Source organism: Streptomyces sp. NPDC085596, assembly GCF_044541565.1.
Lineage (GTDB): Bacteria > Actinomycetota > Actinomycetes > Streptomycetales > Streptomycetaceae > Streptomyces.
Map to the genome: position 1 here is coordinate 978015 of NZ_JBITTC010000002.1, position 26982 is coordinate 1004996.

Consider the following 26982-nt stretch of genomic DNA (forward strand, 5'->3'; position numbering starts at 1 on the left):
CCGGCGCTCAGCCGGTGAGGGCGCGCACCCCCGCCGTCACCACCACGGCCACCGCGACGACCAGCAGGAACGGCGCGCGCAGCAGAAGGGCGACGGCCGCCGCGGCGACGCCCGCGGCCCGCGCGTCCAGGACGAGGGCGTGGCCGTCGGCGAAGGTCTGCTGGGCGGTGAGCGCGGCCAGCAGGGCGACCGGCAGCAGCGCGGCGAGCTTCTTGACGACGGGCCGCTCCACGGCGCTCGCGGGGACGAGGAGTCCGGCGAGCTTGACGGCGTAGCAGCCGAGCGCGGTGACGCCGATGGCGAGCCAGGTGTTCATCGGTCCTCCTCCGGGGTGTCCGGCTTCTGGGCGGCGCGGGCGCGCAGACCTTGTACGAGCAACGCGAGCGGCGCCGCCAGGGCCGCCACCAGTACGGGCGCACCGGCGGGCAGCACCGGCAGCAGGCCGAGGCCCAGGACGACCGCGAGGGCCGCGACCGCGCGTTCGGTGAAGGTGGTCAGCATGGGGGCGAGCAGCGCCAGGAAGACGGCGGGTCCGGCCGCGTCCAGCCCCCAGGCGTCGGTGTCCCCGAGGGCCTGCGCGCCGAGCGCGCCGAGCAGGGTGGTGAGGTTCCACAGCACGTAGAGGCTGAGCCCGGTGACGGTGAAGCCGAGCCGCGCGGAGCGCCGGTCCGGCTGGGCCACGGTGACGGCGGTGGTCTCGTCGATCACCCATTGGGCGGCGAACGGCCGCCACGCGCGCGGGAGGGCGAGCAGCTGCGAGAGCCGCAGCCCGTAGAACGCGTTGCGCACGCCCAGGAAGAACGCGCCCGCCGCGGCCGTGAACGGATTGCCGCCGGCCGCGAGCGCCCCTACGAGAGCGAACTGGGAGGCGCCCGTGAAGACCAGGAGACTGAGCGCGCAGGTCTGGAGGAGTCCGAGTCCGCTGCCGGCCGAGGTGACGCCGAAGGCGAAGCCGGAGAGCCCTACGGCGACGCCGACCCCGAGGGCGTCCCGTACGACGGCGCTGTCCGGCTTTCCCACGTCCTCGGCGGCCCTGTCCGCGAGTGCTGTCTGTCGATGTGCCACGCCCCGGACGCTACGGCCGTCCGCCCGGCGGGGTCTTGTACGTTGTTGCGCCCGGCCACGTTCTCGCGGTTCTCGCGTTCGCGCTGGTAGGCCCCCGGAGGCACGCCGACGATCCGGGTGAAGTGACGGTTGAGGTGGGGCTGGTCGGTGAAGCCGACCAGGGCGGCGGCCTCCGCGGGCGAGGTGCCCGCGTCCAGCAGGAGCCGGGCGCGGCGCACGCGCGTGTCGGTGAGCCAGGTGTGCGGGGGCATGCCGTAGGCGTCCCGGAAGGCCCGCAGCAGGGCGAAGCGGCTGGTGCCGAGGTCGGTGGCGAGGCGCTCCAGGCTGGGCGGTGCCGCCATCCGCTCCTCCAGCACGGCACGCGCGCGTGCGGCGATCCCGGTGCCGGCCGAGCGGGTCCGGCGCTCGGGCAGCGTGCCGCCGTTGAGCCGCAGCAGCCGGGTCACCGCGACGCTCAGCAGGGTGTCGGCGGCCAGCGCGTTGCCCTCCTCGGCGGCGCGCAGCACCTGGTGGACGAGGCGGACGGTGTACGGGTCGTCCACCGTCGGGGCGGCGAAGCCGGGCGTCCCCCGGATCGTGCTGGTCTCGGCCGCTATCCGGGCCACCACCTCGGGCGAGGGGTACACCGCGCCGTACCGCCAGCCCTCGGGGACGCCCGCGCGGCCGGTGTGCGGGGTGTCCGGGTTGACCAGCGCGAGGGCGCCCGCGCCCACCGACACGTCGGCGCCCTGGTGGTGGAAGACCTCGACGCCGTCAGCTATGGCCGCTATCACGAAGTTCTCGTGGGTGTGGCGGGCGAAGGTCTTGCGGATGTAGCGGGCGCGGAGCAGGTCGACTCCGGGCAGTTCCGCGTACCGCCAGTGCCGTGCCCGCTCCCCTGAACCCGCCATACGCCCATTGTCGGCCACGCCCACCGGCCGCCGCACACCCTGATCCGTCCCGTTTGCCCAGGTCAGCCCGATTGTCAGTGGGCGGGTGCAGGATGGAGACATGGTCAGTCCCGCCCACCCGGCCCTCGAAGGCTTCTCCCCCGCGACCCGCGAATGGTTCACGGGGGCGTTCCACGCGCCCACCGAGGCCCAGGCGGGCGCGTGGCAGGCCATCAACGAGGGTTCGGACGCGCTGGTGGTGGCGCCGACCGGTTCCGGCAAGACGCTGGCCGCCTTCCTCGCCGCCCTGGACCAGCTGGCCTCCACCCCTCCTCCGGCCGACCCGAAGAAGCGCTGCCGGGTGCTGTACGTGTCCCCGCTGAAGGCGCTCGCGGTCGATGTCGAGCGCAATCTGCGCAGCCCGCTGACCGGCATCCGCCAGGAGTCGGTGCGCCTGGGCCTGCCCGAGCCCGAGGTGAAGGTGGGCATCCGCTCCGGCGACACCCCGCCCGCCGAGCGGCGCGCGCTGGTCACGCGCCCGCCGGACATCCTGATCACCACCCCCGAGTCGCTGTTCCTGATGCTGACCTCGTCCGCGCGTGACGCGCTCACGGGCATCGAGACCGTGATCCTGGACGAGGTGCACGCGGTCGCGGGCACCAAGCGCGGCGCGCATCTCGCGCTGTCCCTGGAGCGGCTGGACGAGCTGCTGCCGAAGCCCGCGCGCCGGATCGGCCTGTCGGCGACCGTGCGGCCGGTGGACGAGGTGGCCCGCTATCTCTCGCCCCGGGGCAAGGTGGAGATCGTCCAGCCGGAGTCGGGCAAGGAGTTCGACCTGTCGGTGGTCGTGCCCGTCGAGGACATGGGCGAGCTGGGCGGCTCTCCGGCGGCGGACGGCGACGACAAGGCGGAACGGCCCTCGATCTGGCCGCATGTCGAGGAGAAGATCGCCGACCTGGTCCAGTCGCACCGCTCGACCATCGTGTTCGCCAACTCCCGGCGCCTGGCGGAGCGGCTGTGCAACCGGCTCAACGAGATCGCCTACGAGCGCGCCACCGGCGAGCCCCTGGACGAGCACCACTCCCCGGCCCAGCTGATGGGCGGCTCGGGCGCGGCCCAGGGCGCCCCCCAGGTGATCGCCCGCGCGCACCACGGCTCGGTCTCCAAGGAGCAGCGCGCGCTGGTCGAGGAGGACCTGAAGGCCGGGCGGCTGCCCGCCGTGGTGGCCACCTCCAGCCTGGAGCTGGGCATCGACATGGGCGCCGTCGACCTGGTCGTCCAGGTCGAGTCCCCGCCCTCGGTCGCCTCCGGCCTCCAGCGCGTGGGCCGTGCGGGACACCAGGTGGGGGCCGTCTCCACCGGTGTGGTCTTCCCCAAGTACCGGGGCGACCTGGTGCAGGCGGCCGTGGTCACCGAGCGGATGCGCTCGGGCGGGATCGAGTCGCTGCGGGTGCCGTCCAACCCGCTGGACGTCCTGGCGCAGCAGCTCGTCGCCATGACGGCGCTGGACACCTGGCAGTTCGACGACCTGCTGGCCACGGTGCGCCGCGCGGCGCCCTTCGCCTCGCTCCCCGAGTCCGCGTTCACCGCCACCCTGGACATGCTGGCCGGCCGCTACCCGTCGGACGCGTTCGCGGAACTGCGCCCCCGCGTGGTGTGGGACCGCGTGGCCGGCACCATCAGCGGCCGGCCGGGCGCCCAGCGGCTCGCCGTCACCTCCGGCGGCACGATCCCCGACCGGGGCCTGTTCGGGGTGTTCCTCGCCGGGTCCGACCCGAAGAAGGGCGGCGGCCGGGTCGGCGAGCTGGACGAGGAGATGGTGTACGAGTCCCGCGTGGGCGATGTCTTCACGCTGGGCACGAGTTCCTGGCGCATCGAGGACATCACCCGCGACCGGGTCCTGGTCTCCCCCGCGCCGGGCGTGCCGGGCCGGCTGCCGTTCTGGAAGGGCGACCAGCTGGGCCGCCCGCTCGAACTGGGCCGCGCGGTCGGTGCGTTCCTGCGCGAGGTCGGTTCGCTGTCCAAGGAGGACGCCCGGCTGCGCCTGCTCACCGCGGGCCTGGACGCGTGGGCGGCGGACAACGTCCTGTCCTACCTGGACGAGCAGCGCGAGGCGTGCGGGCACGTCCCGGACGACCGCACCATCGTCGTGGAGCGTTTCCGCGACGAGCTGGGCGACTGGCGGGTCGTGATCCACTCCCCCTTCGGCGCCCAGGTGCACGCCCCGTGGGCGCTCGCGCTCGGCGCCCGCCTCTCCGAGCGGTACGGCATGGACGCGCAGGTCATGCACGCCGACGACGGCATCGTGCTGCGCCTGCCCGACGCCGATCTGATGGGCCTGGACCTGCTGGACCCGAGCCCCGCCAAGGCCGGTGCGGAGTACGACGGCGAACAGGCCCCGGTCGGCGCCGCCGACGTCGCCTTCGACAAGGGCGATGTCGACCAGGTCGTCACCGACCAGGTGGGCGGCTCCGCTCTGTTCACCGCGCGGTTCCGGGAGTGCGCCGCCCGCGCGCTCCTGCTGCCGCGCCGCACCCCCGGCAAGCGCACCCCGCTGTGGCAGCAGCGCCAGCGCGCGGCGCAACTGCTGGAGGTGGCGAGCGAGTTCGGGTCGTTCCCGATCGTCCTGGAGGCGATCCGTGAATGCCTCCAGGACGTGTTCGACGTGCCCGGCCTGGTCGAGCTGATGGGCGACATCGAGTCCCGCAAGGTCCGCCTGGTCGAGGTCACCACACCCGAACCCTCCCCGTTCGCCCGCTCCCTGCTGTTCGGTTACGTCGCCCAGTTCCTCTACGAGGGCGATTCCCCGCTCGCCGAGCGCCGTGCCGCCGCGCTCTCCCTGGACTCCCGGCTGCTGGCCGAGCTGCTGGGCCAGGCGGAGCTGCGGGAACTGCTCGACGCCGAGGTGCTGACCGAGCTGGAGCGCGAACTCCAGTGGCTCACCGAGGACCGCCGCGCCAAGGACGTGGAGAGCGTCGCGGACCTGCTCCGGCTGCTGGGCCCGCTGACCGACGCCGAGCTGGCCGAGCGGGGCGCCGAGCCGGAGTGGGCGCGGGAGCTGGCGGCAGCCCGGCGCGTCATCAAGGTCCGTGTCGGGGGCGAGGAGCACTGGGCGGCCATCGAGGACGCGGGCCGCCTGCGCGACGCGCTCGGCACCGCGCTGCCGGTGGGCGTCCCCGAGGCGTTCACCGAACCGGTCAAGGACCCGCTCGGCGACCTCCTCGCGCGCTTCGCCCGCACCCACGGCCCCTTCACCTCGACGACCGCCGCCGCCCGCTTCGGTCTGGGCGTGGCGGTCACCGAGGGCGCCCTTCAGCGGCTGGCCGGCAGCGGCCGGGTCGTGCAGGGCGAGTTCCATCCAGCGGGCATCGGCCAGGAGTGGTGCGACGCGACGGTGCTGCGCCGGCTGCGCCGCCGTTCGCTCGCCGCGCTGCGGCACGAGGTGGAACCGGTGCCGCCCGCCGCGCTGGCGCAGTTCCTGCCGCAGTGGCAGCACATCGGCAAGGGTCACGCGTTGCGCGGCACCGATGGACTGGTGCGCGCCATCGAGCAGTTGCAGGGCGCGTCGGTGCCCGCCTCCGCGCTGGAGAAGCTGGTCCTGCCCTCCCGCGTGGCGGACTACAAGCCGTCGATGCTGGACGAACTCACCGCCGCGGGCGAGGTCGTATGGGCCGGGGCGGGCTCCCTGCCCGGCAAGGACGGCTGGGTCTCGCTGTACTTGGCGGACACGGCCCCGCTCCTCCTGCCGCCCCCGCACCCCCTGGAGCTGAGCCCGCTCCACCAGTCGATCCTGGACACGCTCTCCGGCGGGTACGGCCTGTTCTTCCGCCAGATCGCCGACCAGGTCCGCGCCACCACGCACCCCGAGGCGAGCGACGCGCACTTGGCCGACGCCCTGTGGGACCTGGCCTGGTCGGGCCGGCTCACCAACGACACCCTGGCGCCGATGCGCGCCCTGCTGGGTTCGGGCCGTACGGCCGGCGCGACGGCCCATCGCGCCAAACGCAATGTCCCGCGCGGGCGTTACGGCTCCCTGACCGCCGCCGCCCGCGCCGCGTCCCGGTCCGGCCCGCCGACCGTCGGCGGCCGCTGGTCGCTCCTCCCGGCGCCCGAGCCGGACGCCACCGTGCGCGCTCACGCGCGGGCGCGCGCCCTACTGGACCGGCACGGCGTGGTGACCCGGGGCGCCGTGGGCGCGGAGGGCGTGGAGGGCGGCTTCTCGGCGGTGTACCGGGTGCTGTCCGTGTTCGAGGAGAGCGGCCAGGCCCGGCGCGGCTATGTGGTCGAGGGGCTGGGCGCCGCGCAGTTCGCCATGGACGGCGCCGTGGACCGGCTCCGCGCGGTGTCCAACGCCCGCGACCGGGGCGAGCGCGTGGTGCCCGCGCCCAGCCCGGCAGGCGACGGCGGCGGCAGCCTCCCGCCGTTCCCCGGCGACGGCCACGCCGCGTCCGACGCGTTCGACCCGTCCTCCGGCGGCTTCGGCCACCCGAGCCTCGACGGCGACTTCGCCTGGCCGCCCCAGGACCGGGACGACGGCGGTCTCCCCCGCCCCTTGGGCCCGGCCGGCATCACCGACCCGTACGCCTCCCCCGGCCAGGGCGGCCCACGCGGCGGCTCGGGCTACGGCTCCCCCGCGAGCCGCGGTTACGGCCCCCGCGCGCGGGACACGGCCCCCGACTCGCGTGCGGTGGTCCTCGCCGCGGCTGACCCCGCCAACGCGTACGGCGCCGCCCTGCCCTGGCCGGAGTCGCCCACCGGCGCCGGACACAAGCCGGGCCGCAAGGCGGGCTCTCTGGTCGTCCTGGTGGAGGGCGAGCTGACCCTCTACATGGAGCGCGGCGGCAAGTCCCTGCTGGCCTGGCCCGCCGACCCGGACGGCACCGCGACCGACGACCCACGCCTGCGCGCCGCCGCGGAGGCCCTGGCGGCGGCCGCCCGCGCGGGCTCCCTGGGCACGGTCACCGTCGAGCGGATCAACGGCACCGCGGCGCTGACCTCCCCCCTGGGCACGCTGCTGGAAGGCGCCGGCTTCATAGCGACCCCGCGCGGTCTGCGCCTGCGCGCCTGAGGCCGCCGCACCGGGCCGCTGAGACCGGCTGTCCCGACTCCCGCCGTGGCACCCTGGACGCATGCCCGAAGGTGACACGGTGTGGCAGGCCGCGAAGCGCCTGCACGACGCGCTCGCGGGCAGGGTGCTGACCCACAGCGACTTCCGAGTGCCGCAGTACGCGACGGTCGACCTGACCGGCCGCACCGTGCTGAACACCGCCCCGCGCGGCAAACACCTGCTCACCCGTTTCGAGGGCGGACTGACCCTCCACACGCATCTGCGGATGGAGGGCGCCTGGAAGGTGTACGGCAGGGGCGAACGCTGGCGGGGCGGCGCCGGACACCAGATCCGCATCGTCCTGGGCGCCGACGACCGCATGGCCGTGGGCTACCGCCTGTCGGTGCTGGAGCTGCTGCGCACCGAGGACGAGGAACGCGTCGTGGGCCATCTGGGCCCCGATCTCCTCGGCCCGGACTGGGACCCGGAGCGCGCCCTCGCCAACCTGCACGCCGACCCCGACCGCCCCCTCGGCGAGGCCCTGCTCGACCAGCGCAATCTCGCCGGGATCGGCAACGTCTACAAGAGCGAGCTGTGCTTCCTGCTCGGTGTGACCCCCTGGCTCCCCGTCGGCTCGCTCCCTCCCGACCGCGCCGCCCAGCTCCCCGGCGTCGCCCAGCGCCTACTGGAGGTCAACCGGGCCCGCCCGGTCCGCCAGACCACCGGACTGCACCGGAACGACCTCTACGTCTACGGCCGCGCCGCCCGCCCCTGCCTGCGCTGCCGCACCCCGGTCCGCGTGGCCGACCAGGGCGACGGCTCCCAGGACCGCCCGACCTACTGGTGCCCCACCTGCCAGAGCGGCCCCGCCCCAGCGCCGGGCACCGCCCAGCGCCGGCGGGAGCACTACCCGCGCCCCGCACGCTGACCCCGCACGCCGAGAGCCGAAAGCCGAAAGCCGCGAAAGCAAAACCAAGCCCTTGGCTCACCCGAAGCAGCCCACGCTCACCCTGCCCCCGCCTCACCCGAACGAGGGACCCCAGCCCCCGCTCCCGCACCCCCACCCGCCCCGGTACTCCGCCAAGCCTCGCGCCACCGCCCCGTCCGCACGGCCCCCTCGGCCCGTTCCTTGGCCACACAGTGCACCGGCAGCACCCCCAGTCCCCACCCGCCGAGCACCACGGACCCCTCCAGCACCCCCGCGCCGTCTCCCAGGGTCAGCCGCAGCACCGCCCACCACCACACCGCGCCGAGCCCGAGCCCTGCCCCCCACCGCACTATTCGCCCCACTATGGACCGTCACCTCCAGCCGGAAGCTAGAACACCGCCTGCCACCTGCGGGAGGCGCACCGAAGGGCTCACCGGAGCAGCGCCGGGCAGACAGCCCGACCACCGGTTCCGGGAACCCGCCTCTTCTAAGCGCTCTCGGCCTGAAACATCCAATGGTGCTTCTCGAGATCTCCCGTGATCTGGATGAACAGGTCCTCGGACACCGGGTCGGCGTCGCCGGTCGCGCTCACCCGCTCCCGCATCCGGCCGATGACCGCGCCGAGGGCGGCGACCATCCCGGAGACCGCGTCCGTGTCCTTGATCCAGCCCGCCGGAGGGACCTTGATGCCGGTGCCGGAAGCGACCGTTGCCGCGCGTCCGTCCGGCGAAACACCCAACGCCGATGCGCGCTCGGCCACCGCGTCGGAATGGAGGCGGGCGGAAGCGACCACCTCGTCCAGCTGGAGGTGAATGGACCGGAAGCGTGGCCCGACGACGTTCCAGTGGATCTGCTTGGCGACCAGGGAGAGGTCCACCAGATCCACGAGCGCCCCTTGCAGGGCCTCGGAGACGGTCTTCAGATCATCCTCGGGAAGAGAGCTCTTCACCACGTACATCCGCTGTCCTTAGGGCTCCGGCGGGGCTTCACGTCCCTCCCACCATGACCGACCCGCCCGACCCCGGCAAACGGAGCAAACCGGCGGACGGCACCCGGCCCGGAGCATGAGAAAGCCCCGGCCGGGCCTCACCAGGGAAAGTCCAGGGAGGCCCGGCCGGGGCTCACATCTATCGGGCGCTAGGCCGCGTGCGCGCAGGTCACGCGGCGACCACGTCCACCGCTTCGGCGGGTGCCTTGATGGTCACCCGTTCCGGTGGCACACCGGCCACCGACACGGAACCCAGCATCGGCCGGACCGGCGCCGGTACGCCGTCGTTGGCCGCGGCGGACTGGGCCAGCTCGGCGAGTGCCAGTTCGTCACTCACCTCACGCATGAGCACCGACATCCGTACGTCCAGCGCGTCGCAGATCGCGGAGAGCAGTTCGGAGGAAGCCTCCTTCTGCCCCCGCTCCACCTCGGAGAGATAGCCAAGTGAGACCCGGGCGGACGAGGAGACTTCGCGCAGAGTACGGCCCTGGCGCTGGCGCTGCCGACGCAGCACGTCACCCAGCAGGCGACGGAGCAGAATCATCGGTGGCTCCCTCCTCGGACCGCGTAGCCGCATCCTTCTCGCCCCACCGTACCGCCTCGCGCCGCGGCCGTGCGGGGAGCGATGTCGTGTTCACTCAGGGCTGCAAACATCAAAACCCCCCGTTCCGTTCCGTATCCTGTGCCCGCTCATTTCCGGTCTGTTCGCCCACAAGCTCCCGCAGAAGCAGTGCGAGTACGCTCCGTACACTCTCCATACGAATTTCCGCACGGCCGCCGTTCAACCGCAGGGCCTCCACTTTTCCGCCGGGGGCGGAAAGCGAGCCTTGCCGGAAGGGTCCGTCGACGGCCACGTAGACCGTGCCGACCGGCTGGCCGTCCTGCGGATCGGGGCCGGCCACCCCGGTGGTGGCAATGCCCCAGTCGGCGCCGAGGGCCTCGCGGACACCGGCCGCCATCTGGGCCGCGACCTGCGGGTCCACCGCGCCGGACCGGGCCAGCAGCCCGGCGTCGACGCCGAGGAGCCGGTGCTTCAGCTCGGTGGCGTAGGCGGTGACCGAACCCCGGAACACCTGGGAGGCGCCGGGGACCGAGGTGATCTCGGCGGCGACCAGACCGCCGGTGAGCGATTCGGCGACGGCGACGGTCTCGCCGTTCACTTTCAGTAGCCGCACCAGCTCGGTGGCCGTGGGGTTCACGCTTCTCGCTCTTCCAACGCCGCCGCCCGCTCCGCGATTCCCCGGCGGCGCAGCACCATGGCCTGTCTCACATAGTCGAGACCGGTGACGACCGTGAGGACGACCGCCGCGGCCATCACCCACCACCGCAAGGTGGCCAGCCAGCCGGTCAGCGCCAGTACGTACATGCCGACCGCCACACCCTGGGTGAGCGTCTTCAGCTTGCCGCCCCGGCTGGCCGGGATCACGCCGTAGCGGATGACCACGAAACGCAGCAGGGTGATGCCGAGTTCCCGGCCCAGGATGACCACCGTCACCCACCAGGGCAGGTCACCCAGGGAGGACAGGCAGATGAGCGCCGCGCCCATGATCGCCTTGTCCGCTATCGGGTCGGCGATCTTCCCGAAGTCGGTGACCAGGTTGTAGGTGCGCGCCAGATGCCCGTCGAACAGGTCGGTGATCATGGCGACGGCGAAGGCCGCCCAGGCGAACGCGCGCCAGGCCGGGTCGTAGCCGCCGTCGGCCAGCAGCAACGCCACGAAGCCCGGCACGAGGACCAGTCGGAGCATGGTGAGCAGGTTGGCGACGTTCCAGACGCTGGCCTGGTTGACGGCCGCCGCGGCCAGCTTGCCACCGCGCGGGTGCCGCGCCTCCAGCGCGGCGGCCGAGCCGGAGACTTCCGGAGCACCGTCGGCGGCCTGGTCCGGTGCGCTGCGCGCGCCGGAGGAGCTGCCCGAGGCGGATGCCGGGACTCCGGTCATCTGGCCGCCTCCTCGCTACACACCGACGAGCCCGGAAGCGGCTCGGCCACCAGGTCGACCCCCTCGGTGCCGACCACCTTGGCCTCGACCATACGTCCCACGCTCAGGCCCTCGCCGCTCGTGAGCAGCACCTGGCCGTCCGTCTCCGGGGCCTGGTGCGCGGCGCGGCCGCACACCCCGTCCTCGCCGTCGACGGACTCCACGAGGACGCGCACGGTTTCCCCGAGGCGCTCCTCGGCGCGCTGCGAGACGAGTTCCTCGGCAAGCCGGGAGATGTGGGCGAGGCGCTCGGCGACCACGTCCTCGTCGAGCTTGGTGTCGTAGGTGGCCGCCTCCGTGCCCTCCTCGTCGGAGTAGCCGAAGACACCGATGGCGTCCAGGCGGGCGCCGGTCAGGAAGCGCTCCAGCTCGGCGAGGTCGGCCTCGGTCTCGCCGGGGAAGCCGACGATGAAGTTGGAGCGGACGCCGGCCTCGGGGGCCTTGCCGCGGATGGTGTCCAGCAGCTCCAGGAAGCGGTCGGTGTCACCGAAGCGGCGCATGGCGCGCAGCACGTTCGGCGCGGAGTGCTGGAAGGACAGGTCGAAGTAGGGCACGACCTTCGGGGTGGAGGTCAGCACGTCGATCAGGCCGGGCCGCATCTCGGCCGGCTGGAGGTAGCTGACGCGCACCCGCTCGATGCCGTCGACCTCGGCCAGCTCGGGCAGCAGGGACTCCAGCAGGCGGATGTCGCCCAGGTCCTTGCCGTAGGAGGTGTTGTTCTCGGAGACGAGCATGACCTCCTTCACACCCTGCTCGGCCAGCCAGCGGGTCTCGTTGAGCACATCGCTGGGGCGGCGGGAGATGAAGGAGCCGCGGAAGGACGGGATGGCGCAGAAGGAGCAGCGCCGGTCGCAGCCGGAGGCCAGCTTGACCGAGGCGACCGGGGAGCCGTCCAGGCGGCGGCGCAGGGGCGAGCGCGGTCCTGAGGCGGGCGCGAGGCCGTCCGGGAGGTCGGTCGGGCCGTGGCCGGGCAGGGCGACGGCGGCTGCGGACTCCTGGCGCTCGGCCGGGCTGATCGGCAGCAGCTTGCGGCGGTCGCGGGGGGTGTGGGCGGCGTGGACGCCGCCGGACAGGATGGTCTGGAGGCGGTCGGAGATGTCGGCGTAGTCGTCGAAGCCGAGCACGCCGTCGGCCTCGGGCAGCGCCTGGGCCAGTTCCTTGCCGTACCGCTCGGCCATGCAGCCCACCGCCACGACGGCCTGGGTTCTGCCGTGGTCCTTGAGGTCGTTGGCCTCCAGGAGGGCGTCGACGGAGTCCTTCTTGGCGGCTTCGACGAAGCCACAGGTGTTGACGACGGCGACATCGGCGTCCCCGGCGTCCTCGACAAGCTGCCAGCCGTCCGCCTCCAAACGGCCTGCGAGCTCCTCCGAGTCCACCTCGTTACGGGCGCAGCCGAGAGTGACTAGTGCGACGGTACGGCGTTCAGGCATGGGCTCAAGACTACTTTGTCTGTCCCGCACCCCATGTCGACGGGGTTGGCCGTTCTTGGCCAACCCCGTCACAGTCCGCTCGCTCCAGGCGCCCGGAAGGGCGTCACCCGACCTCGGGGTCGCCCTTGGTGTACGTGAGCCGTTCCACGGCGCCGGGCCGGAAGTCGTCGTCGATCTTCTTGCCGTTGACGTACAGCTCGATCGCGCCGGCGTCACCGAGGATCAGGTTGATCTTGGTGCTGTCCTGGAAGGTCTTGGACTCGCCCTTGTTCAGCAGGCCGTCGAACAGCATGCGGCCGTTGTGGTCCTTGGCCGAGATCCAGCTCCGCCCGTCGGGCGCGGTGACCCGGACGGTCACCTTGTCCTGCGGGGCGGCCGCGATGGCGCTGTCGGACGGATCGGACTTCGGCGTGGCGGACTGCTCCGTCTTCGGCGTGGGCGCGGCGGACTTGGTGGCGGTCGGCGAGGCGTTGCCCTCGACGGCCTGGTTGTCCGTGTCGCCGCCGGTCTCGGACTTGATCGCGGTGAAGCCGACGAAGCCGATGACGACGACGATCGCCGCGACCATGGCCGCGGTCCAGTTGGGGCCCCGGCGCTCGGGGCGGATGCGCTCCGCCTCGAACAGGGGGGCCGCCGGGGTGGGCGCGGGCCGGCCGCCGTGCTCGGCGTCGAACCGCGCGATGAGCGGGGCGGGGTCGAGGTGGACGGCCTTGGCCAGGTTGCGGATGTGGCCGCGCGCGTACACGTCGCCGCCGCAGGAGGAGAAGTCGTCCTCCTCGATGGCGTGCACGATGGCGAGGCGGATACGGGTGGCGTCGCTGACGTCACCCGCGCTCAGCCCGGCCGCGACGCGGGCCTGGCGCAGGGCGGTGCCGACGGAAGGGCCGTCGTGCTCGGGGACGTCGGGGAACGGGGGCTCGTCTTCGGGGGAGTTGCTGCCGATGGACACGGGGGCGCCTTTCGAGCGTATGAGCCACCTGTGCTGAGCGTTCAGTCTAGGCGGGGTACGAAAGGGTGGGGCAAGCGGGCGAACGGACTTTGTACGCCATCGGAATGGCCGGTCAGCCCGACGGCGGGACGGGAGCGGGAGGCCCAGGCCGGTACCTGTACCCCTGCTCTCGCTCAACTTGACGTACTGCGAAGGGAAACGGTTGCCCGCCGATGTTTAACGGGTGGATCACGGCGGTGCCGCCACCCGGCGCAGTCCCGACACGCCGGGTGGCCCGAAGCCCTACCCGTCAGACTCCCCGCGAATCACCGCGAGCACGCCGTCCAGTTCGTCAGGCTTCACAAGAACGTCACGAGCCTTGGAACCCTCGCTGGGTCCGACGATGTTCCGGGACTCCATGAGGTCCATCAGCCGGCCCGCCTTGGCGAAGCCGACCCGCAGCTTGCGCTGGAGCATGGACGTCGACCCGAACTGGGTGGAGACCACCAGCTCGGCGGCCTGGCAGAGCAGGTCGAGGTCGTCGCCGATGTCCTCGTCGATCTCCTTCTTCTGCTTGGTGCCCACGGTGACGTCGTCCCGGAAGACCGGCGCCATCTGGTCCTTGCAGTGCTGGACGACCACCGCGACCTCGGCCTCGGTGACGAAGGCGCCCTGCATACGGGTCGGCTTGTTGGCGCCCATGGGCAGGAACAGGCCGTCGCCCTTGCCGATGAGCTTCTCGGCGCCGGGCTGGTCGAGGATGACGCGGGAGTCGGCCAGCGAGGAGGTGGCGAAGGCAAGCCGGGAGGGCACGTTGGCCTTGATGAGACCGGTGACCACGTCCACCGAGGGGCGCTGGGTGGCCAGCACCAGGTGGATGCCGGCGGCGCGGGCGAGCTGGGTGATGCGGACGATCGAGTCCTCGACGTCGCGCGGGGCGACCATCATCAGGTCGGCCAGCTCGTCCACGATCACCAGCAGGTACGGATAGGGCTGGAGCTCGCGCTCGCTGCCGAGCGGAGGGGTGACCTTGCCCTCGCGCACGGCCCGGTTGAAGTCGTCGATGTGCCGGAAGCCGTAGGCGGCGAGGTCGTCGTAGCGCAGGTCCATCTCGCGCACGACCCACTGGAGGGCCTCGGCGGCCCGCTTGGGGTTGGTGATGATCGGCGTGATCAGGTGCGGGATGCCCTCGTAGGCGGTCAGCTCGACGCGCTTGGGGTCGACCAGGATCATCCGGACGTCCTCCGGGGTCGCCCGCATCATGATCGAGGTGATCAGGCAGTTGATGCAGGACGACTTGCCGGAGCCGGTGGCACCGGCCACCAGGACGTGCGGCATCTTCGCCAGCGAGTGCATCACATAGCCGCCCTCGACGTCCTTGCCGAAGGCGACCAGCATCGGGTCGTCGTCCTCGGCGGACTCCGCGAGCCGCAGCACGTCGCCGAGATTGACCATCTCCCGGTCGGTGTTGGGGATCTCGATGCCGACGGCCGACTTGCCGGGGATGGGGCTGATGATCCGCACGTCCGGACTGGCGACCGCGTAGGCGATGTTCTTGGTGAGCGCGGTGATCCGCTCGACCTTCACGGCCGGGCCGAGCTGCACCTCGTAGCGGGTGACGGTCGGGCCCCGGGTGAAGCCGGTGACGTCGGCGTCCACCTTGAACTCGGTGAACACCGTGCGCAGGGAGGCCACGACGGCGTCGTTGGCCGCGCTGCGCACCTTGCCGGGGCCGCCGCGGGTCAGGAGGTCCAGCGAGGGCAGCGAGTAGGTGATGTCCCCGGAGAGCTGGAGCTGCTCCGCGCGGGCGGGCATCTCGCGGGGTGCGTCGGGGGCGGCCTTGGTGAAGTCGGGGACGCTGCCGTCCGTGGCCTTCTTGCCCGGTGTGGGCCGCGCGGCCGGTGCCGGGGAGGGCACGGGGACCGGAGTGGTCTCCTCGCGGTCCCCCACGCTCACCCCCTGGGTGAGGTCGGCGACGACCGGGGACGGCGGCATGCCGTGCTGCACGGCGCCGTCGAGCGCGGCGGCGGCCGCCGAGGCCACGTCGACCGCGTCCATCCCGCGCGGGTCGGGCTGCGGCACGGCGGACCGCCGGGGGCGGCGGCGCCGGGTGAGCGCCTCGTCCTCGGCGCCGTCGGGGTCGTGGCCCTGGGGGGCGCCACGGCCGCCTCGGGGGCGCGCGGGCGGCTCGTCGCGCCACTGCTCGTCGTAGCCGTAGCCGTAGCCCTCGTCGTCGTCCAGGTCGGCCGCGTAGTCGTGCAGCACGCCCAGGCGGATGCCGAGGGCGCGCAGGCGCCGCGGGATGTGGTTGACCGGCGTGGCGGTGACCACGAGCAGCCCGAACACGGTGAGCAGCACCAGCAGCGGTACGGCGAGCACCTCGCTCATCGTGTACGTCAGCGGGGTGGCGGCGGCCCAGCCGATGAGGCCGCCGGCGTCCCTTATGGCCCGCATGCCGTCGTCCCGCGCGGGTGAGCCGCAGGCGATGTGGACCTGGCCGAGCACCCCGATGACGAGCGCGGACAGACCGATGACGATCCGGCCGTTGGCCTCCGGCTGCTCCGGGTGCCGGATGAACCGTACGGCGATGACCGCGACCAGGATCGGCACCAGCAGGTCGAGGCGGCCGAAGGCGCCGGTGACCAGGATCTCCACCAGGTCGCCGACGGGTCCGCTCAGGTCGGCCCAGGTTCCGGCGGCGACGATCAGCGCGACGGCGAACAGCAGCAGCGCGACGCCGTCCTTGCGGTGGGCCGGGTCGAGGTTCTTCGCGCCCTGCCCTATGCCCCGGAAGACGGCGCCGACCGCGTGCGCCAGGCCCAGCCAGAGGGCGCGCACGAGCCGGTACACGCCCCCGGTGGGGCTGGGCGCGGGCTTGGGCGGCACCTTGCGCACGGGAGCCTTGCGGGGCGGCGCCTTCTTGGCCGGGGCCTTCTTGGCGGCCGCCTTCCTCGCCGGAGCCTTCGCGGGAGCGGCCGCCTTCTTGGCGGGCGGCTTCTTGGCTGCGGAGGGACGTGAGGCCATGGGTGTGAGGTTACCGGGGGAGACGACAGCGGACACGTGTGCCCACAGCTTCACCCGTTCGTGTCGCCCTTGTCAGGACGCGAAATTGACGCCCGCTCACGGGATGCCGGGCACCCGGCGGGACGTCAACTCTGCGGAGGCAGCGGGGCCGAGCCGTCGGCACCCGGCTCCAGGGCGTCCAGCGCCCGGCGCAGCCCGGTGAGTTTGCGCTCCAGGTGTGCGGCCGTGGCCACCGCCGCGGCGTCGGCGGACTCTTCGTCCAGCTGCTTGGAGAGCGCTTCGGCCTGCTCCTCGACGGCCGCGAGCCGCGCGGACAGCTCCGCGAGCAGCCCGGCGGGCTCCTTGCTGTCGACCGTGTCCTTGCCGCCGCCCTCCAACTGGAGCCGCAGCAGCGCCGCCTGCTCGCGCAGCTGGCAGTTCTTCATGTACAGCTCGACGAACACCGAGACCTTGGCGCGCAGCACCCACGGGTCGAACGGCTTGGAGATGTAGTCGACCGCCCCCGCCGCATAACCCCGGAAGGTGTGGTGCGGGCCGTGGTTGATCGCGGTGAGGAAGATGATCGGGATGTCCCGCGTCCGCTCCCGCCGCTTGATGTGCGCGGCCGTCTCGAAGCCGTCCATGCCCGGCATCTGGACATCCAGCAGGATGACCGCGAAATCGTCCGTGAGCAGTGCTTTGAGCGCTTCCTCCCCGGACGATGCCCGCACCAGCGTCTGATCGAGCGCAGAGAGGATGGCCTCCAGCGCCAGCAGATTCTCCGGCCGGTCATCGACCAGGAGGATCTTGGCCTTCTGCACCATGGCCCGCCCTCCTCGCCCCGGCGGTACACCGGGCGCCGCCCCAGAGGACGACTCCCTTTCGCCGCCCGTCCTTGTGCCGGTCATCGTAGCCGCACCCCGCCCGTCGCCACACCCTGTCACCGCGATGTCACGGTGCACACGGCTCAAACGCGGGCAGAGCCTGGAAGGTTCCCGGAATCCGAGGTTCCCACACCTGGCCCGCGTACTGAACCGCGCCCCCGTGACCGGTCCTGTCGTGCCGTCACTCCGGCCGCATCCACTGTCGCATGACACCCAGCAGATGATCGGGGTCGACCGGCTTGGTGACGTAGTCGGAGGCGCCCGACTGGAGCGCCTTCTCCCGGTCGCCCTTCATCGCCTTCGCGGTCAGGGCGACGATCGGCAGGCCCGCGAACTGCGGCATCCTGCGGATCGCGGTCGTGGTCGCGTAGCCGTCCATCTCGGGCATCATGATGTCCATCAGCACCACCGCCACGTCGTCGTGCTGCTCCAGCACCTCGATGCCCTCGCGGCCGTTCTCGGCGTACAGCACCGAGAGCCCCTGCTGCTCCAGCACGCTGGTGAGCGCGAACACGTTGCGGATGTCGTCGTCGACGATGAGCACCTTCTCGCCGCCGAACCGCACCGTGCGCACCGGCCGCTCGGCGTTCTCCGGCTGCTCGATGGTGATCGACTGCTCCGGCCGCTGCTCCGCCGAGGTCAGGCTCCGGCGGCGGCGCCGGAAGAGCGCGGCGGGCCCGTTCTGCGTCTCCCGGTACGACTTCACCTCGGCCGGCGTCTCGACCTGGGGGGCCGTCAGCCTGGCGGACAGATGCGCCTCGGAGGCGACCAGCTCTCCGGCCTCCAGCGGGGGCACGGACTGCTGGTAGCCCTGCGGCGGCAGCTCACTCGGGTGCAGCGGCAGATACAGCGTGAACGTGGAGCCGCGGCCCGGCTCGCTCTGGGCGTAGATCTCACCGCCGAGCAGCTGGGCGATCTCCCGCGAGATCGACAGACCGAGGCCGGTACCGCCGTACTTGCGGCTGGTCGTGCCGTCCGCCTGCTTGAACGCCTCGAAGATCACCCGCATCTTGCTGGCCGCGATACCGATGCCGGTGTCGGTCACCGAGAACGCGATCAGCGCGGCGTCCGGGTCGGTGAGCGCACCCGCCTCCAGCAACTGCTCCCGGATGATCTGCGGAACGTCCGTCCCGGCGGGCCGGATCACCAGCTCCACGGAGCCGGAGTCGGTGAACTTCACCGCGTTGGACAGCAGGTTGCGCAGCACCTGGAGCAGGCGCTGCTCGTCGGTGTGCAGGGTCGCGGGCAGCTCCGGGGAGACCCGCACCGACAGATCCAGGCCCTTCTCGGCGGTCAGCGGCCGGAAGGTCGCCTCCACGTAGTCCACGAGCTGGACCAGCGCGATCCGGGTCGGGGAGACGTCCATCTTGCCGGCCTCGACCTTCGACAGGTCCAGGATGTCGTTGATCAGCTGGAGCAGGTCGGACCCGGCGCCGTGGATGGTCTCGGCGAACTCGACCTGCTTCGGGGACAGATTGCTCTCCGCGTTGTCGGCGAGCAGCTTGGCCAGGATCAGCAGCGAGTTGAGCGGGGTACGCAGCTCGTGCGACATGTTGGCGAGGAACTCGCTCTTGTACCGCATCGACACCGCGAGCTGCTCGGCACGCTCCTCCAGGACCTGGCGGGCCTCCTCGATCTCGGTGTTCTTCACCTCGATGTCCCGGTTCTGCCGGGCCAGCAGCTCGGCCTTCTCCTCCAGTTCGGCGTTGGAGGACTGGAGCGCCTTCTGCCGGTTCTCCAGCTCCTCCGAGCGCTCCCGGAGCTGCTCGGTCAGCTCCTGGGACTGCTTCAGCAGTTGCTCGGTCTTGGTGTTGACCGAGATCGTGTTGACGCTGGTGGCGATCATCTCCGCGATCTGGTTGAGGAAGTCCCGCTGGATGTGCGTGAACGGCGTGAACGACGCCAGCTCGATCACGCCGAGCACATTGCCCTCGAACACCACCGGCAGCACGATGACCTGGGCCGGCGGAGCCTCCCCGAGCCCGGAGGAGATCTTCAGGTAGCCGCTGGGCACGTCCCTGACCAGGATCGTCCGCTTCTCCTGCGCGGCCGTCCCGATCAGCCCCTCACCGGGCCGGAACGAGGTCGGCATGGCGCCCGTGGAACAGCCGTAGGAGCCGAGCATGCGCAGCTCGTAGCGCTCCTCGCCGTCCCCGGCGGGGTCCTGGCCGTCGACCGTCGGCATGGTCAGGAAGAACGCGCCGTGCTGCGCGGAGACCACCGGGGTCAGCTCGCTCATGATCAGCGAGGCCACGTCCGCCAGGTCCCGGCGGCCCTGCATCAGGGCGGAGATACGGGCGAGGTTGCCCTTGAGCCAGTCCTGCTCCTTGTTGGCGATCGTGGTGTCGCGCAGGTTGGCGATCATCTTGTTGATGTAGTCCTGGAGTTCCTGGATCTCCCCGGACGCGTCCACGTCGATCTTCAGGTTCAGGTCACCGCGGGTCACCGCGGTCGCCACCTTGGCGATGGCACGCACCTGCCGGGTCAGGTTCCCGGCCATCTCGTTCACCGACTCGGTCAGGTCCCGCCAGGTGCCGTCCACGTCCAGCACGCGTGCCTGGCCGCCGAGCTGGCCCTCGGTGCCCACCTCGCGGGCGACCCGGGTGACCTCCTCGGCGAAGCTGGACAGCTGGTCGACCATCGTGTTGATCGTCGTCTTCAGCTCGAGGATCTCGCCCCGCGCGTCGATGTCGATCTTCTTGGTCAGGTCGCCCTTGGCGATCGCCGTCGTGACCATGGCGATGTTGCGCACCTGGCCGGTCAGGTTGGACGCCATCCCGTTCACCGACTCGGTGAGGTCCTTCCACGTCCCCGCCACACCGGGCACATGGGCCTGCCCGCCCAGGATGCCGTCCGTACCCACCTCGCGGGCCACCTTGGTGACCTGGTCGGCGAACGAACTCAGCGTCTTCACCATCGTGTTGATGGTGTCGGCGAGCTGCGCCACCTCACCGCGCGCCTCGATGGTGACCTGGCGCGTCAGGTCACCGTTGGCCACCGCGGAGGCCACCTGGGAGATGTTCCGCACCTGCATGGTCAGGTTGTTGGCCATCAGGTTGACGTTGTTGCTCAGGTCCTTCCAGATGCCCGTGACACCCGGTACGTGCGCCTGCCCGCCCAGGATGCCCTCGGTGCCCACCTCGCGCGCCACCCGCGTCACCTGCTCGGCGAAGCTGGACAGCTGGTCGACCATCGTGTTGACCGTGGTGACCAGTTCGAGGATCTCGCCCTTGGCGTCGACGGTGATCTTCTTCGACAGGTCACCCTTGGCCACGGCCGTCGTGACCTCGGCGATGTTGCGCACCTGGATCGTCAGGTTGTTCGCCATGAAGTTCACGGACTGCGTGAGGTCCTTCCAGGTGCCGGAGACACCCTGCACCTCGGCCTGACCGCCGAGCATGCCCTCCGTACCCACCTCACGGGCCACCCGAGTGACCTCCTGGGCGAACGACGACAGCTGGTCCACCATCGTGTTCAGGGTGTTCTTCAGCTCCAGGATCTCCCCGCGCGCGTCCACGGTGATCTTCTGGGAGAGGTCACCTCGCGCGACCGCGGTGGCCACCTGGGCGATGTTGCGGACCTGGGCGGTGAGGTTCCCCGCCATACCGTTCACCGAATCGGTGAGGTCCCGCCACACACCGGCCACGCCCGGCACCTGCGCCTGACCGCCGAGGCGCCCCTCGGTGCCCACGTCACGGGCCACGCGGGTCACCTGGTCGGCGAAGGCGGAGAGCTGGTCCACCATCGTGTTGATGGTGTTCTTCAGCTCCAGGATCTCCCCGCGCGCGTCCACGTCGATCTTCTGCGACAGGTCGCCGTTGGCCACCGCCGTCGTCACCTGGGCGATGTTGCGCACCTGGGAGGTGAGGTTCCCGGCCATGAAGTTGACGGAGTCCGTCAGCTCCTTCCAGGTGCCGGACACCCCGTCCACCCGTGCCTGACCGCCCAGGCGCCCCTCGGTGCCCACGTCACGGGCCATCCGCGTCACCTGGTCGGCGAAGCTGGAGAGCTGGTCCACCATCGTGTTCACGGTGTTCTTCAGCTGGAGCATCTCGCCGGACACGTCCACGGTGACCTTCTGCGACAGGTCGCCGTTGGCCACCGCCGTCGTCACCTGGGCGATGTTGCGCACCTGGCCGGTGAGGTTGCGGAAGGCGGTGTTGACGGAGTCCGTCAGGTCCTTCCAGGTACCGGCCGCGCCCGACACCTGCGCCTGGCCGCCCAGCTCGCCCTCGACACCGATCTCCCGCGCGACCCGTGTCACCTCGGCACCGAACGCCGACAGCTGGTCCACCATCCCGTTGACGGTGTTCTTCAGCTCCAGCATCTCGCCGGCCACGTCCACGGTGACCTTCTGCGACAGGTCACCGCTGGCCACGGCGGTCGTCACGGCGGCGATGTCCCGCACCTGGGTGGTGAGATTCCGGAACACCGTGTTCACGGAGTCCGTCAGGTCCTTCCACGTCCCCGCCGCACCCGGCACGTTCGCCTGGCCGCCGAGCCGGCCCTCGGCACCGACCTCGTTGGCCACGCGCGTGACCTCGTCCGCGAAGATCCGCAGCGTCTCGGTCATCTGGTTGATCGTCTCGGCGAGCTGCGCCACCTCGCCCCGCGCGGGCACGGTCACCTTCTGCGACAGATCACCACTGGCCACGGCAGTCGTCACCTGGGAGATCCCGCGCACCTGCGCGGTCAGGTTCCCGGCCATCGTGTTGACGGAGTCGGTCAGCTCCTTCCACACCCCGGCCACGCCCGGCACCTGCGCCTGCCCGCCGAGGATGCCCTCGGTGCCCACCTCGCGGGCCACACGCGTCACCTCGGACGAGAACGAGGACAGCTGCTCCACCATCGTGTTGACGGTGTTCTTCAGCTCCAGCATCTCGCCGGCCACCTGCACGGTGACCTTGCGCGACAGATCACCGCCGGCGACCGCCGTGGTGACCAGCGCGATGTCCCGCACCTGCGCGGTCAGCCGGTTCGCCATCGTGTTGACGGACTCCGTCAGGTCCTTCCAGGAACCCGACATGCCCCGCACCTTCGCCTGCCCGCCGAGCTTGCCGTCGGTGCCGACCTCGATGGCCACGCGCGTGACCTCGTCGGTGAACGTGGACAGCTGGTCGACCAGGTTGTTGACGGTCCGGCCGACCTTCAGGAACTCGCCCCGCAGCGGATGCCCGGTCCCGTCCGGCGCCTCGGTACGCAGGTCCATGCGTGGCGACAGATCGCCCTCCGCGACCGCCGTCAGCACCCGGCTGACCTCGGACACCGGCCACACCAGATCGTCGACCAGCGCGTTGGAGTTCTCCACGGCGGCCGCCCAGGAACCCTCGCAGGCACCCGTCTCCAGCCGCTCCGTGAGCTTCCCCTCGCGCCCGACCGTGCGCCGCACCCGCGCAAGCTCACCGGTCAGATGCAGATTGCGGTCGGCCACCTCGTTGAAGACCGCCGCGATCTCCGACATCACGCCGTCGCCGGACACCGTGAGCCGCTTGCGGAAGTTCCCGTCGCGCATGGATTCCAGCGCGGCGAGCAACCGGTTCAGGGCAGCGGTGTCCACCTCGGTGACTCCGCCGCTCCTGCGCGGGGACGGTCCGCCTTTCGCGCGCGTCTTATTGCCCCGCGTCGCTGCGCCAGACTCCACTGTGTCCCTCCCGGAGGGGTAGACCGTCACTGCCGTGCCCGACCGCGTCGGACCGGTGATCCGGCGGCATCCAGGGGCTGCTGCCCGTCGTGCACGGAACACACGCAGCCCGAGCGGACCTTCATCAAAATCCTGCCCAGTGTTTCACCCCTGCCGAACCAGGCCATAACAGTTCGGCAGCTTCGCACACGGTTCGCACACCGTGGGGGGTAATCACCGGCGACCGGCATCCACCGCGACGGCGAAGGTAAGTAACCTTGCATCCGGCTGTCCAGCCGCACCGGCCCGACCGGCCTGGGCGGCGGCACGAGAAGGACACGGGCATCGGAGGGGCCGCAGAGGATGACCACCGGACTGATCTCGGGGGGACCTCCCCCGGAGCCACGCCCGAAGGGCGAGCGGACCCCGCAGCAGCGGTCCGAGCCGGCCGGCCCGCCGGCCCCGCACGTCGACGACAGAGCAAGGAGTTCCGTGATCACCGCCCGCGCGGCCGCCAGCTTCGAGCCCGTCGGGCGTTCGGTCGCGACCGCCCGCGCCTTCGTCCGCGACACCCTCCAGGGCTGGGGGTTCGCCGACATCGTCGACGACGCCGTGGTGCTCACCAGCGAGCTGGTCACCAACGCCGTGGTCCACGCGGGCACCGAGGCGGAGGTCCTGTGCCTGCGCACCGAGCACGGCGCACGCGTCGAGGTCTCCGACCGCTACCCCGAGCGCGAGGTCCCGCTCCAGAGCGCGCACGCCGTCATGGGCAGCCCCGACCGCGAGGGCGGCCGCGGCCTGCAACTCTGCGCGGCCCTCGCCACCCGCTGGGGCGTCGAGTACACCCCCACGCACAAGAACGTCTGGTTCCAGCTCGACCTGCCCGAGCGCCAGGTCGGCACCCGCGCCGCCGGACCGGTCCTGCCGCCCGACCTCCTCCCCCTGGCCGACAGCCGGGTCCGCGTGGCCGTCCTCCAAATCGACCGCAAGGGCTGTATCAGCGCCTGGAACGAGGACGCCGAGGAACTCTTCGGCTATCCGGCGAACGAGGTCATCGGCAAGCCCCTCACCGACCTCGCCGCCTGGCCGCACACCCCCGGCACCGGCACCGGCATCGCCGAGGCGCTCCAGCTCTCCCGCTGGGAGGGCAGCTACGGCGTCCGGGGCGCCGACGGCCGCGTCTCCTCCGTCTACGCCTCTCACCTCCGGGTCCGCGACACCGGCGGCGAGCCCTCCACGGTCTGCCTCCTGGTCCGTGACCACGAGCGCGCCGTCCTCCAGACCCCCTCCCGCCTCCCCGCGGGCGACCAGGGCGGCTCCGACGGCCAGAGCGCCGACCCCTTCGAGGTCTTCATCGGCTCCCCCGCCCCCGACGACCTCGACGGACTCCTCCAGCGCACCGTCGAGCGCGCCCGCGACATGCTCGACGGCGACTCCGCCTTCCTGCTGCTGGCCACCGACGACGAGACGGAACTCGAGGTCCGCGCCTCCACCGGCCTGCCCTCCACCCGCCAGCGCTTCGCCCGCGTCCCCGTCGAGGCGGGCCCCGGCCGCTACGGCTCGGCCCGCATGCCCGCCGTCCACGAGGACCTGAGCGTCATCCCCAGCGCCGCCGTACCTCTCCTGGCCGGCACCGGCATGCGCTCGGTGGTCACGGTGCCCCTCAAGGTCGAGGGCCGCCTCACCGGCTCCCTCGGCGTCGCCGCGGAGGCACCGGGCCGGTACTCCAACGAGGAGGCGCTGCGCCTCCAGTTCGCCGCCGACCGCATCGCCCTGGCCGTGGAGTCCGCCCGCCTCGGCGAGCTGGAGCGGCTGCGCCGGGGCTCGCTCAGCTTCCTGGTCGAGGCGTCCGACCTGCTCGCCGGCACCCTGGACCGCGACCAGACCCTCGCCCTGATGGCACAGATGACGGTGCCGACCCTGGCCACCTGGTGCGCGGTCTACACGATCAGCGAGCAGTCCGCGGACCCGTATCTGTCGTACGTCCTGCACGAGGACGAGGAGTTCATCGACGGCATCAAGTCGCTGCTGTCGAAGATCCCGCCGCCCGACCCGGTACTGACGCCGGGCGCCCGTGTCTGGTCGCTGCCCGGCGAGGTCGCTCACCAGGCCGCCCTGCGCAGCTCCATGCGCAGCCTGGGTCTGTCCGGCGGACCCACCCAGCAGCTCGCCTCCAGCATCGGCCCGACCCTGGCGACGGCCTCGGCGGTCGGCGGCGAGACGGTCGTGCTGCCGCTGGTGGCCCGCAACCGCGTCATCGGCATGCTGATCCTCGGCAAGCCCACCGACGACCATTTCCGCCAGGAGATCCTGGAGCTGGCCGAGGACCTGTCCCGCCGGGCCGCCCTGGCCCTGGACAACGCCCGCCTGTACTCGGAGCGCACGGCCATCAGCCAGGCCCTCCAGCGCAGCCTCCTGCCCCCCGGCCTGCCGCCCATCGACGGCGTGGAGGTCGATGTCATCTACCGCGCGGCGGGCGAGGGCAACGAGGTCGGCGGCGACTTCTACGACCTCTTCCCCATCGGCGACGGCGCGTACGGCTTCGCCATCGGCGATGTCTGCGGCACCGGCCCGAACGCGGCCGCCGTCACCGGTCTGGCCCGGCACGCCCTGCGCCTGCTGGCCCGCGAGGGCCTCAGCGGTCCGGCGGTGCTGGAGCGGCTGAACTCCGCGATCCTCGACGAGGGCGACCGCAGCCGCTTCCTGACCCTGCTGTACGGCGAGTTGCGCCCGCAGGAGAACGGCGGCGCCGAGCTGAAGGTGGTCTGCGCCGGCCACCCGCTCCCGCTGCGCCTGCGTCAGGACGGCACGGTCACCGCGGCGGCCGAACCGCAGCCCCTGCTCGGCGTGATCGAGGACCTGGAGCTGTACGAGGAGACGGTCACCCTCGACCCCGGCGACGTACTGCTGTGCGTCACGGACGGCGTCACCGAACGCCGCGAGGGCACCCGCATGCTGGGCGACGACGGCCTCGCGGACGTCCTGACGACCTGTACGGGGCTCACGGCGGGCGCGGTCGCGGCGCGCGTCCTGCGCGCGGTGGAGCGGTTCGCCTCCGACGCCCCGTCCGACGACATGGCGATCCTGGCGATGCGGGTCCCGGGGCTTCAGCAGGACTGAGGCCCCCGGCCCGCCGCCGGGCGGGCATGCGCGCGGACCTGCGTGCGGGCATGCAAAAGGCCCCACCCGATATGGGTGGGGCCTTTATTGCTGAGCCCCCAAACGGAATCGAACCGTTGACCTTCTCCTTACCATGGAGACGCTCTGCCGACTGAGCTATGGGGGCCTTGTCGCTTTCGAGGTTTCCCTCGCGGCAACAAGAAGATCGTACCCCGAACGGGCTCGGCTTCCCAAATCCGTTCGCCGCCCGTTCAGAAGGCGGGCTGGAGCAGCCCGCCAAGGGCATTGCAGGCGGAGACGATCCGCTGCATCTCCCGCTTCGTCAGAGCGGGATCGACGGGGAGAGCGAGCGTCTCGTCCGCGGCCCGTTCCGTCTCCGGCAGCGTCCAGGCGAGGTGCCGGAACCGGGGCAGCCGGTGGGCGGGTGTCTGCACGGGAATCCGGCAGGCAACTCCCCTGGCCCGCAGGGCGCGGGCGAACGCGTCCCGGTCGGGCCGTCCGTTCCCCGGTACCCGGACCACGTATTGCTGGTAGGTGTGTCCGTCACCGCTGTCCGGCGTCCGAACTCCCTTGAGGCGGGCGTCCAGATAGGCCGCCCGCTCGCGCCGCCGCACCAACTCCTCATCGGGGGCGTCGGCTTCCCCCCGCTCCAGCACCAACAGACCGTGCCAGTGCCCCAGTTCACGCAACGGCCTGACGTCGGCCCGCCGGCCGAACCGGTGGACCACGACGACGGCCGCGGTACGGGGCGTCACGGCTGCCGCGACGGAGGCCGCGTCCAGGCAGTAGGTGGCCGGGTCTATGTCGGCGAACACCGGCAGCGCGCCCACCAGGGCCGCCGCCTCGGCGACTTCGGCATTGCCGAAGGCAGGTACGACGACTTCGTCCCCGGCTCCCACGCCGGCGGCCCTGAGCATTGCTGCGGTACCCATGAAGGAGATGCTCGGGGGGCGACGTGAACGCCAAGTTACGGAAAACAAAAAAGGGTTGGTCCCTGAACCGAAGTTCAGGGACCAACCCTTTTATCAAAATTTGTTCGGCGGCGTCCTACTCTCCCACAGGGTCCCCCCTGCAGTACCATCGGCGCTGTGAGGCTTAGCTTCCGGGTTCGATATGTAACCG

The 26982-nt window shown here is 71.8% G+C and carries 16 protein-coding genes, 1 tRNA gene and 1 rRNA gene; 3 read left to right on the forward strand and 15 right to left on the reverse strand.

Going from position 1 to position 26982, the window contains the following annotated elements:
* Positions 1-7: 7 nt before the first annotated feature.
* From ACIGA3_RS09900 to ACIGA3_RS09910, 3 genes are read right to left on the reverse strand one after another with little or no spacing between them, the layout of a single operon-like run.
* Positions 8-316: an AzlD domain-containing protein gene (locus tag ACIGA3_RS09900; protein WP_399712373.1), complete on the reverse strand. Its 309-nt coding sequence runs from the start codon at positions 314-316 to the stop codon at positions 8-10.
* Complete coding sequence (locus ACIGA3_RS09905) at positions 313-1065, reverse strand: AzlC family ABC transporter permease (protein ID WP_399712376.1); 753 nt, start codon at positions 1063-1065, stop codon at positions 313-315. Before ACIGA3_RS09905 ends, ACIGA3_RS09900 begins: the two co-directional genes overlap by 4 nt.
* Positions 963-1955 (reverse strand): AraC family transcriptional regulator, encoded by a 993-nt coding sequence (locus tag ACIGA3_RS09910; RefSeq protein ID WP_399712379.1) that lies wholly within the window; start codon positions 1953-1955, stop codon positions 963-965. Before ACIGA3_RS09910 ends, ACIGA3_RS09905 begins: the two co-directional genes overlap by 103 nt.
* Positions 1956-2055: 100 nt before the next feature.
* Here ACIGA3_RS09910 and ACIGA3_RS09915 point away from each other — a divergent pair, with 100 nt between their 5' ends.
* Together ACIGA3_RS09915 and ACIGA3_RS09920 are read left to right on the forward strand one after the other, a co-directional pair.
* Positions 2056-7002, forward strand: coding sequence for an ATP-dependent helicase (locus ACIGA3_RS09915; RefSeq protein WP_399712382.1), 4947 nt, complete (start codon positions 2056-2058; stop codon positions 7000-7002).
* 61 nt (positions 7003-7063) lie between these two features.
* Positions 7064-7909: an Fpg/Nei family DNA glycosylase gene (locus tag ACIGA3_RS09920; RefSeq protein ID WP_399712385.1), complete on the forward strand. Its 846-nt coding sequence runs from the start codon at positions 7064-7066 to the stop codon at positions 7907-7909.
* Positions 7910-8396: 487 nt separating this feature from the next.
* Here ACIGA3_RS09920 and ACIGA3_RS09925 read toward each other — a convergent pair whose 3' ends face one another.
* The 9 genes from ACIGA3_RS09925 to ACIGA3_RS09965 all read right to left on the reverse strand — a co-directional run bounded on the left by ACIGA3_RS09925 (position 8397) and on the right by ACIGA3_RS09965 (position 22761).
* A complete protein-coding gene (locus tag ACIGA3_RS09925) occupies positions 8397-8867 on the reverse strand; it encodes a Dps family protein (protein WP_399712388.1) in 471 nt (156 codons plus the stop codon).
* A gap of 199 nt (positions 8868-9066) precedes the next feature.
* Positions 9067-9441, reverse strand: a complete 375-nt coding sequence (locus tag ACIGA3_RS09930; RefSeq protein WP_399712391.1) for a helix-turn-helix domain-containing protein — start codon at positions 9439-9441, stop codon at positions 9067-9069.
* A gap of 109 nt (positions 9442-9550) precedes the next feature.
* Positions 9551-10096: a CinA family protein gene (locus tag ACIGA3_RS09935; RefSeq protein ID WP_399712394.1), complete on the reverse strand. Its 546-nt coding sequence runs from the start codon at positions 10094-10096 to the stop codon at positions 9551-9553.
* Positions 10093-10836 (reverse strand): CDP-diacylglycerol--glycerol-3-phosphate 3-phosphatidyltransferase, encoded by a 744-nt coding sequence (pgsA, locus tag ACIGA3_RS09940; RefSeq protein WP_399712398.1) that lies wholly within the window; start codon positions 10834-10836, stop codon positions 10093-10095. Before pgsA ends, ACIGA3_RS09935 begins: the two co-directional genes overlap by 4 nt.
* Positions 10833-12305: a 30S ribosomal protein S12 methylthiotransferase RimO gene (rimO, locus tag ACIGA3_RS09945; protein ID WP_399712401.1), complete on the reverse strand. Its 1473-nt coding sequence runs from the start codon at positions 12303-12305 to the stop codon at positions 10833-10835. The genes pgsA and rimO overlap by 4 nt, the downstream gene beginning before the upstream one ends.
* A 103-nt stretch (positions 12306-12408) precedes the next feature.
* Positions 12409-13254, reverse strand: a complete 846-nt coding sequence (locus tag ACIGA3_RS09950; protein ID WP_399712404.1) for a helix-turn-helix domain-containing protein — start codon at positions 13252-13254, stop codon at positions 12409-12411.
* 282 nt (positions 13255-13536) lie between these two features.
* The gene (locus tag ACIGA3_RS09955; RefSeq protein ID WP_399712407.1) at positions 13537-16257 is read right to left on the reverse strand and encodes a DNA translocase FtsK; all 2721 of its coding nucleotides are present in this window, start codon (positions 16255-16257) and stop codon (positions 13537-13539) included.
* Positions 16258-16382: 125 nt separating this feature from the next.
* Positions 16383-17060, reverse strand: coding sequence for a two-component system response regulator (locus ACIGA3_RS09960; RefSeq protein WP_399712409.1), 678 nt, complete (start codon positions 17058-17060; stop codon positions 16383-16385).
* A 241-nt stretch (positions 17061-17301) separates the two neighbouring features.
* Positions 17302-22761, reverse strand: a complete 5460-nt coding sequence (locus ACIGA3_RS09965; protein ID WP_399712412.1) for a HAMP domain-containing protein — start codon at positions 22759-22761, stop codon at positions 17302-17304.
* A gap of 342 nt (positions 22762-23103) precedes the next feature.
* On the opposite strand from ACIGA3_RS09965, the gene ACIGA3_RS09970 reads away from it, so the two are divergent.
* Positions 23104-25860, forward strand: coding sequence for a SpoIIE family protein phosphatase (locus ACIGA3_RS09970; protein ID WP_399712415.1), 2757 nt, complete (start codon positions 23104-23106; stop codon positions 25858-25860).
* A 93-nt stretch (positions 25861-25953) separates the two neighbouring features.
* On the opposite strand, the gene ACIGA3_RS09975 is transcribed toward ACIGA3_RS09970, so the two are convergent.
* From ACIGA3_RS09975 to rrf, 3 genes are all read right to left on the reverse strand, one after another.
* Positions 25954-26026 (reverse strand) — tRNA-Thr (locus tag ACIGA3_RS09975).
* An 85-nt stretch (positions 26027-26111) separates the two neighbouring features.
* Positions 26112-26777, reverse strand: a complete 666-nt coding sequence (locus ACIGA3_RS09980; protein ID WP_399712543.1) for a DegT/DnrJ/EryC1/StrS family aminotransferase — start codon at positions 26775-26777, stop codon at positions 26112-26114.
* Between the two features lie 117 nt (positions 26778-26894).
* A 5S ribosomal RNA gene (rrf, locus tag ACIGA3_RS09985) occupies positions 26895-26982 on the reverse strand; the annotation flags it as partial.

Excerpts from the sequence above, each read along its gene's own strand:
- ACIGA3_RS09900 (WP_399712373.1), bottom strand. The coding sequence starts at position 316 with ATGAACACCTGGCTCGCCATCGGCGTCACCGCGCTCGGCTGCTACGCC.
- ACIGA3_RS09910 (WP_399712379.1), bottom strand. The coding sequence starts at position 1,955 with ATGGCGGGTTCAGGGGAGCGGGCACGGCACTGGCGGTACGCGGAACTG.
- ACIGA3_RS09915 (WP_399712382.1), top strand. The coding sequence starts at position 2,056 with ATGGTCAGTCCCGCCCACCCGGCCCTCGAAGGCTTCTCCCCCGCGACC.
- ACIGA3_RS09920 (WP_399712385.1), top strand. The coding sequence starts at position 7,064 with ATGCCCGAAGGTGACACGGTGTGGCAGGCCGCGAAGCGCCTGCACGAC.
- ACIGA3_RS09925 (WP_399712388.1), bottom strand. The coding sequence starts at position 8,867 with ATGTACGTGGTGAAGAGCTCTCTTCCCGAGGATGATCTGAAGACCGTC.
- ACIGA3_RS09930 (WP_399712391.1), bottom strand. The coding sequence starts at position 9,441 with ATGATTCTGCTCCGTCGCCTGCTGGGTGACGTGCTGCGTCGGCAGCGC.
- pgsA (WP_399712398.1), bottom strand. The coding sequence starts at position 10,836 with ATGACCGGAGTCCCGGCATCCGCCTCGGGCAGCTCCTCCGGCGCGCGC.
- rimO (WP_399712401.1), bottom strand. The coding sequence starts at position 12,305 with ATGCCTGAACGCCGTACCGTCGCACTAGTCACTCTCGGCTGCGCCCGT.
- ACIGA3_RS09955 (WP_399712407.1), bottom strand. The coding sequence starts at position 16,257 with ATGGCCTCACGTCCCTCCGCAGCCAAGAAGCCGCCCGCCAAGAAGGCG.
- ACIGA3_RS09960 (WP_399712409.1), bottom strand. The coding sequence starts at position 17,060 with ATGGTGCAGAAGGCCAAGATCCTCCTGGTCGATGACCGGCCGGAGAAT.
- ACIGA3_RS09970 (WP_399712415.1), top strand. The coding sequence starts at position 23,104 with ATGACCACCGGACTGATCTCGGGGGGACCTCCCCCGGAGCCACGCCCG.
- ACIGA3_RS09980 (WP_399712543.1), bottom strand. The coding sequence starts at position 26,777 with ATGCTCAGGGCCGCCGGCGTGGGAGCCGGGGACGAAGTCGTCGTACCT.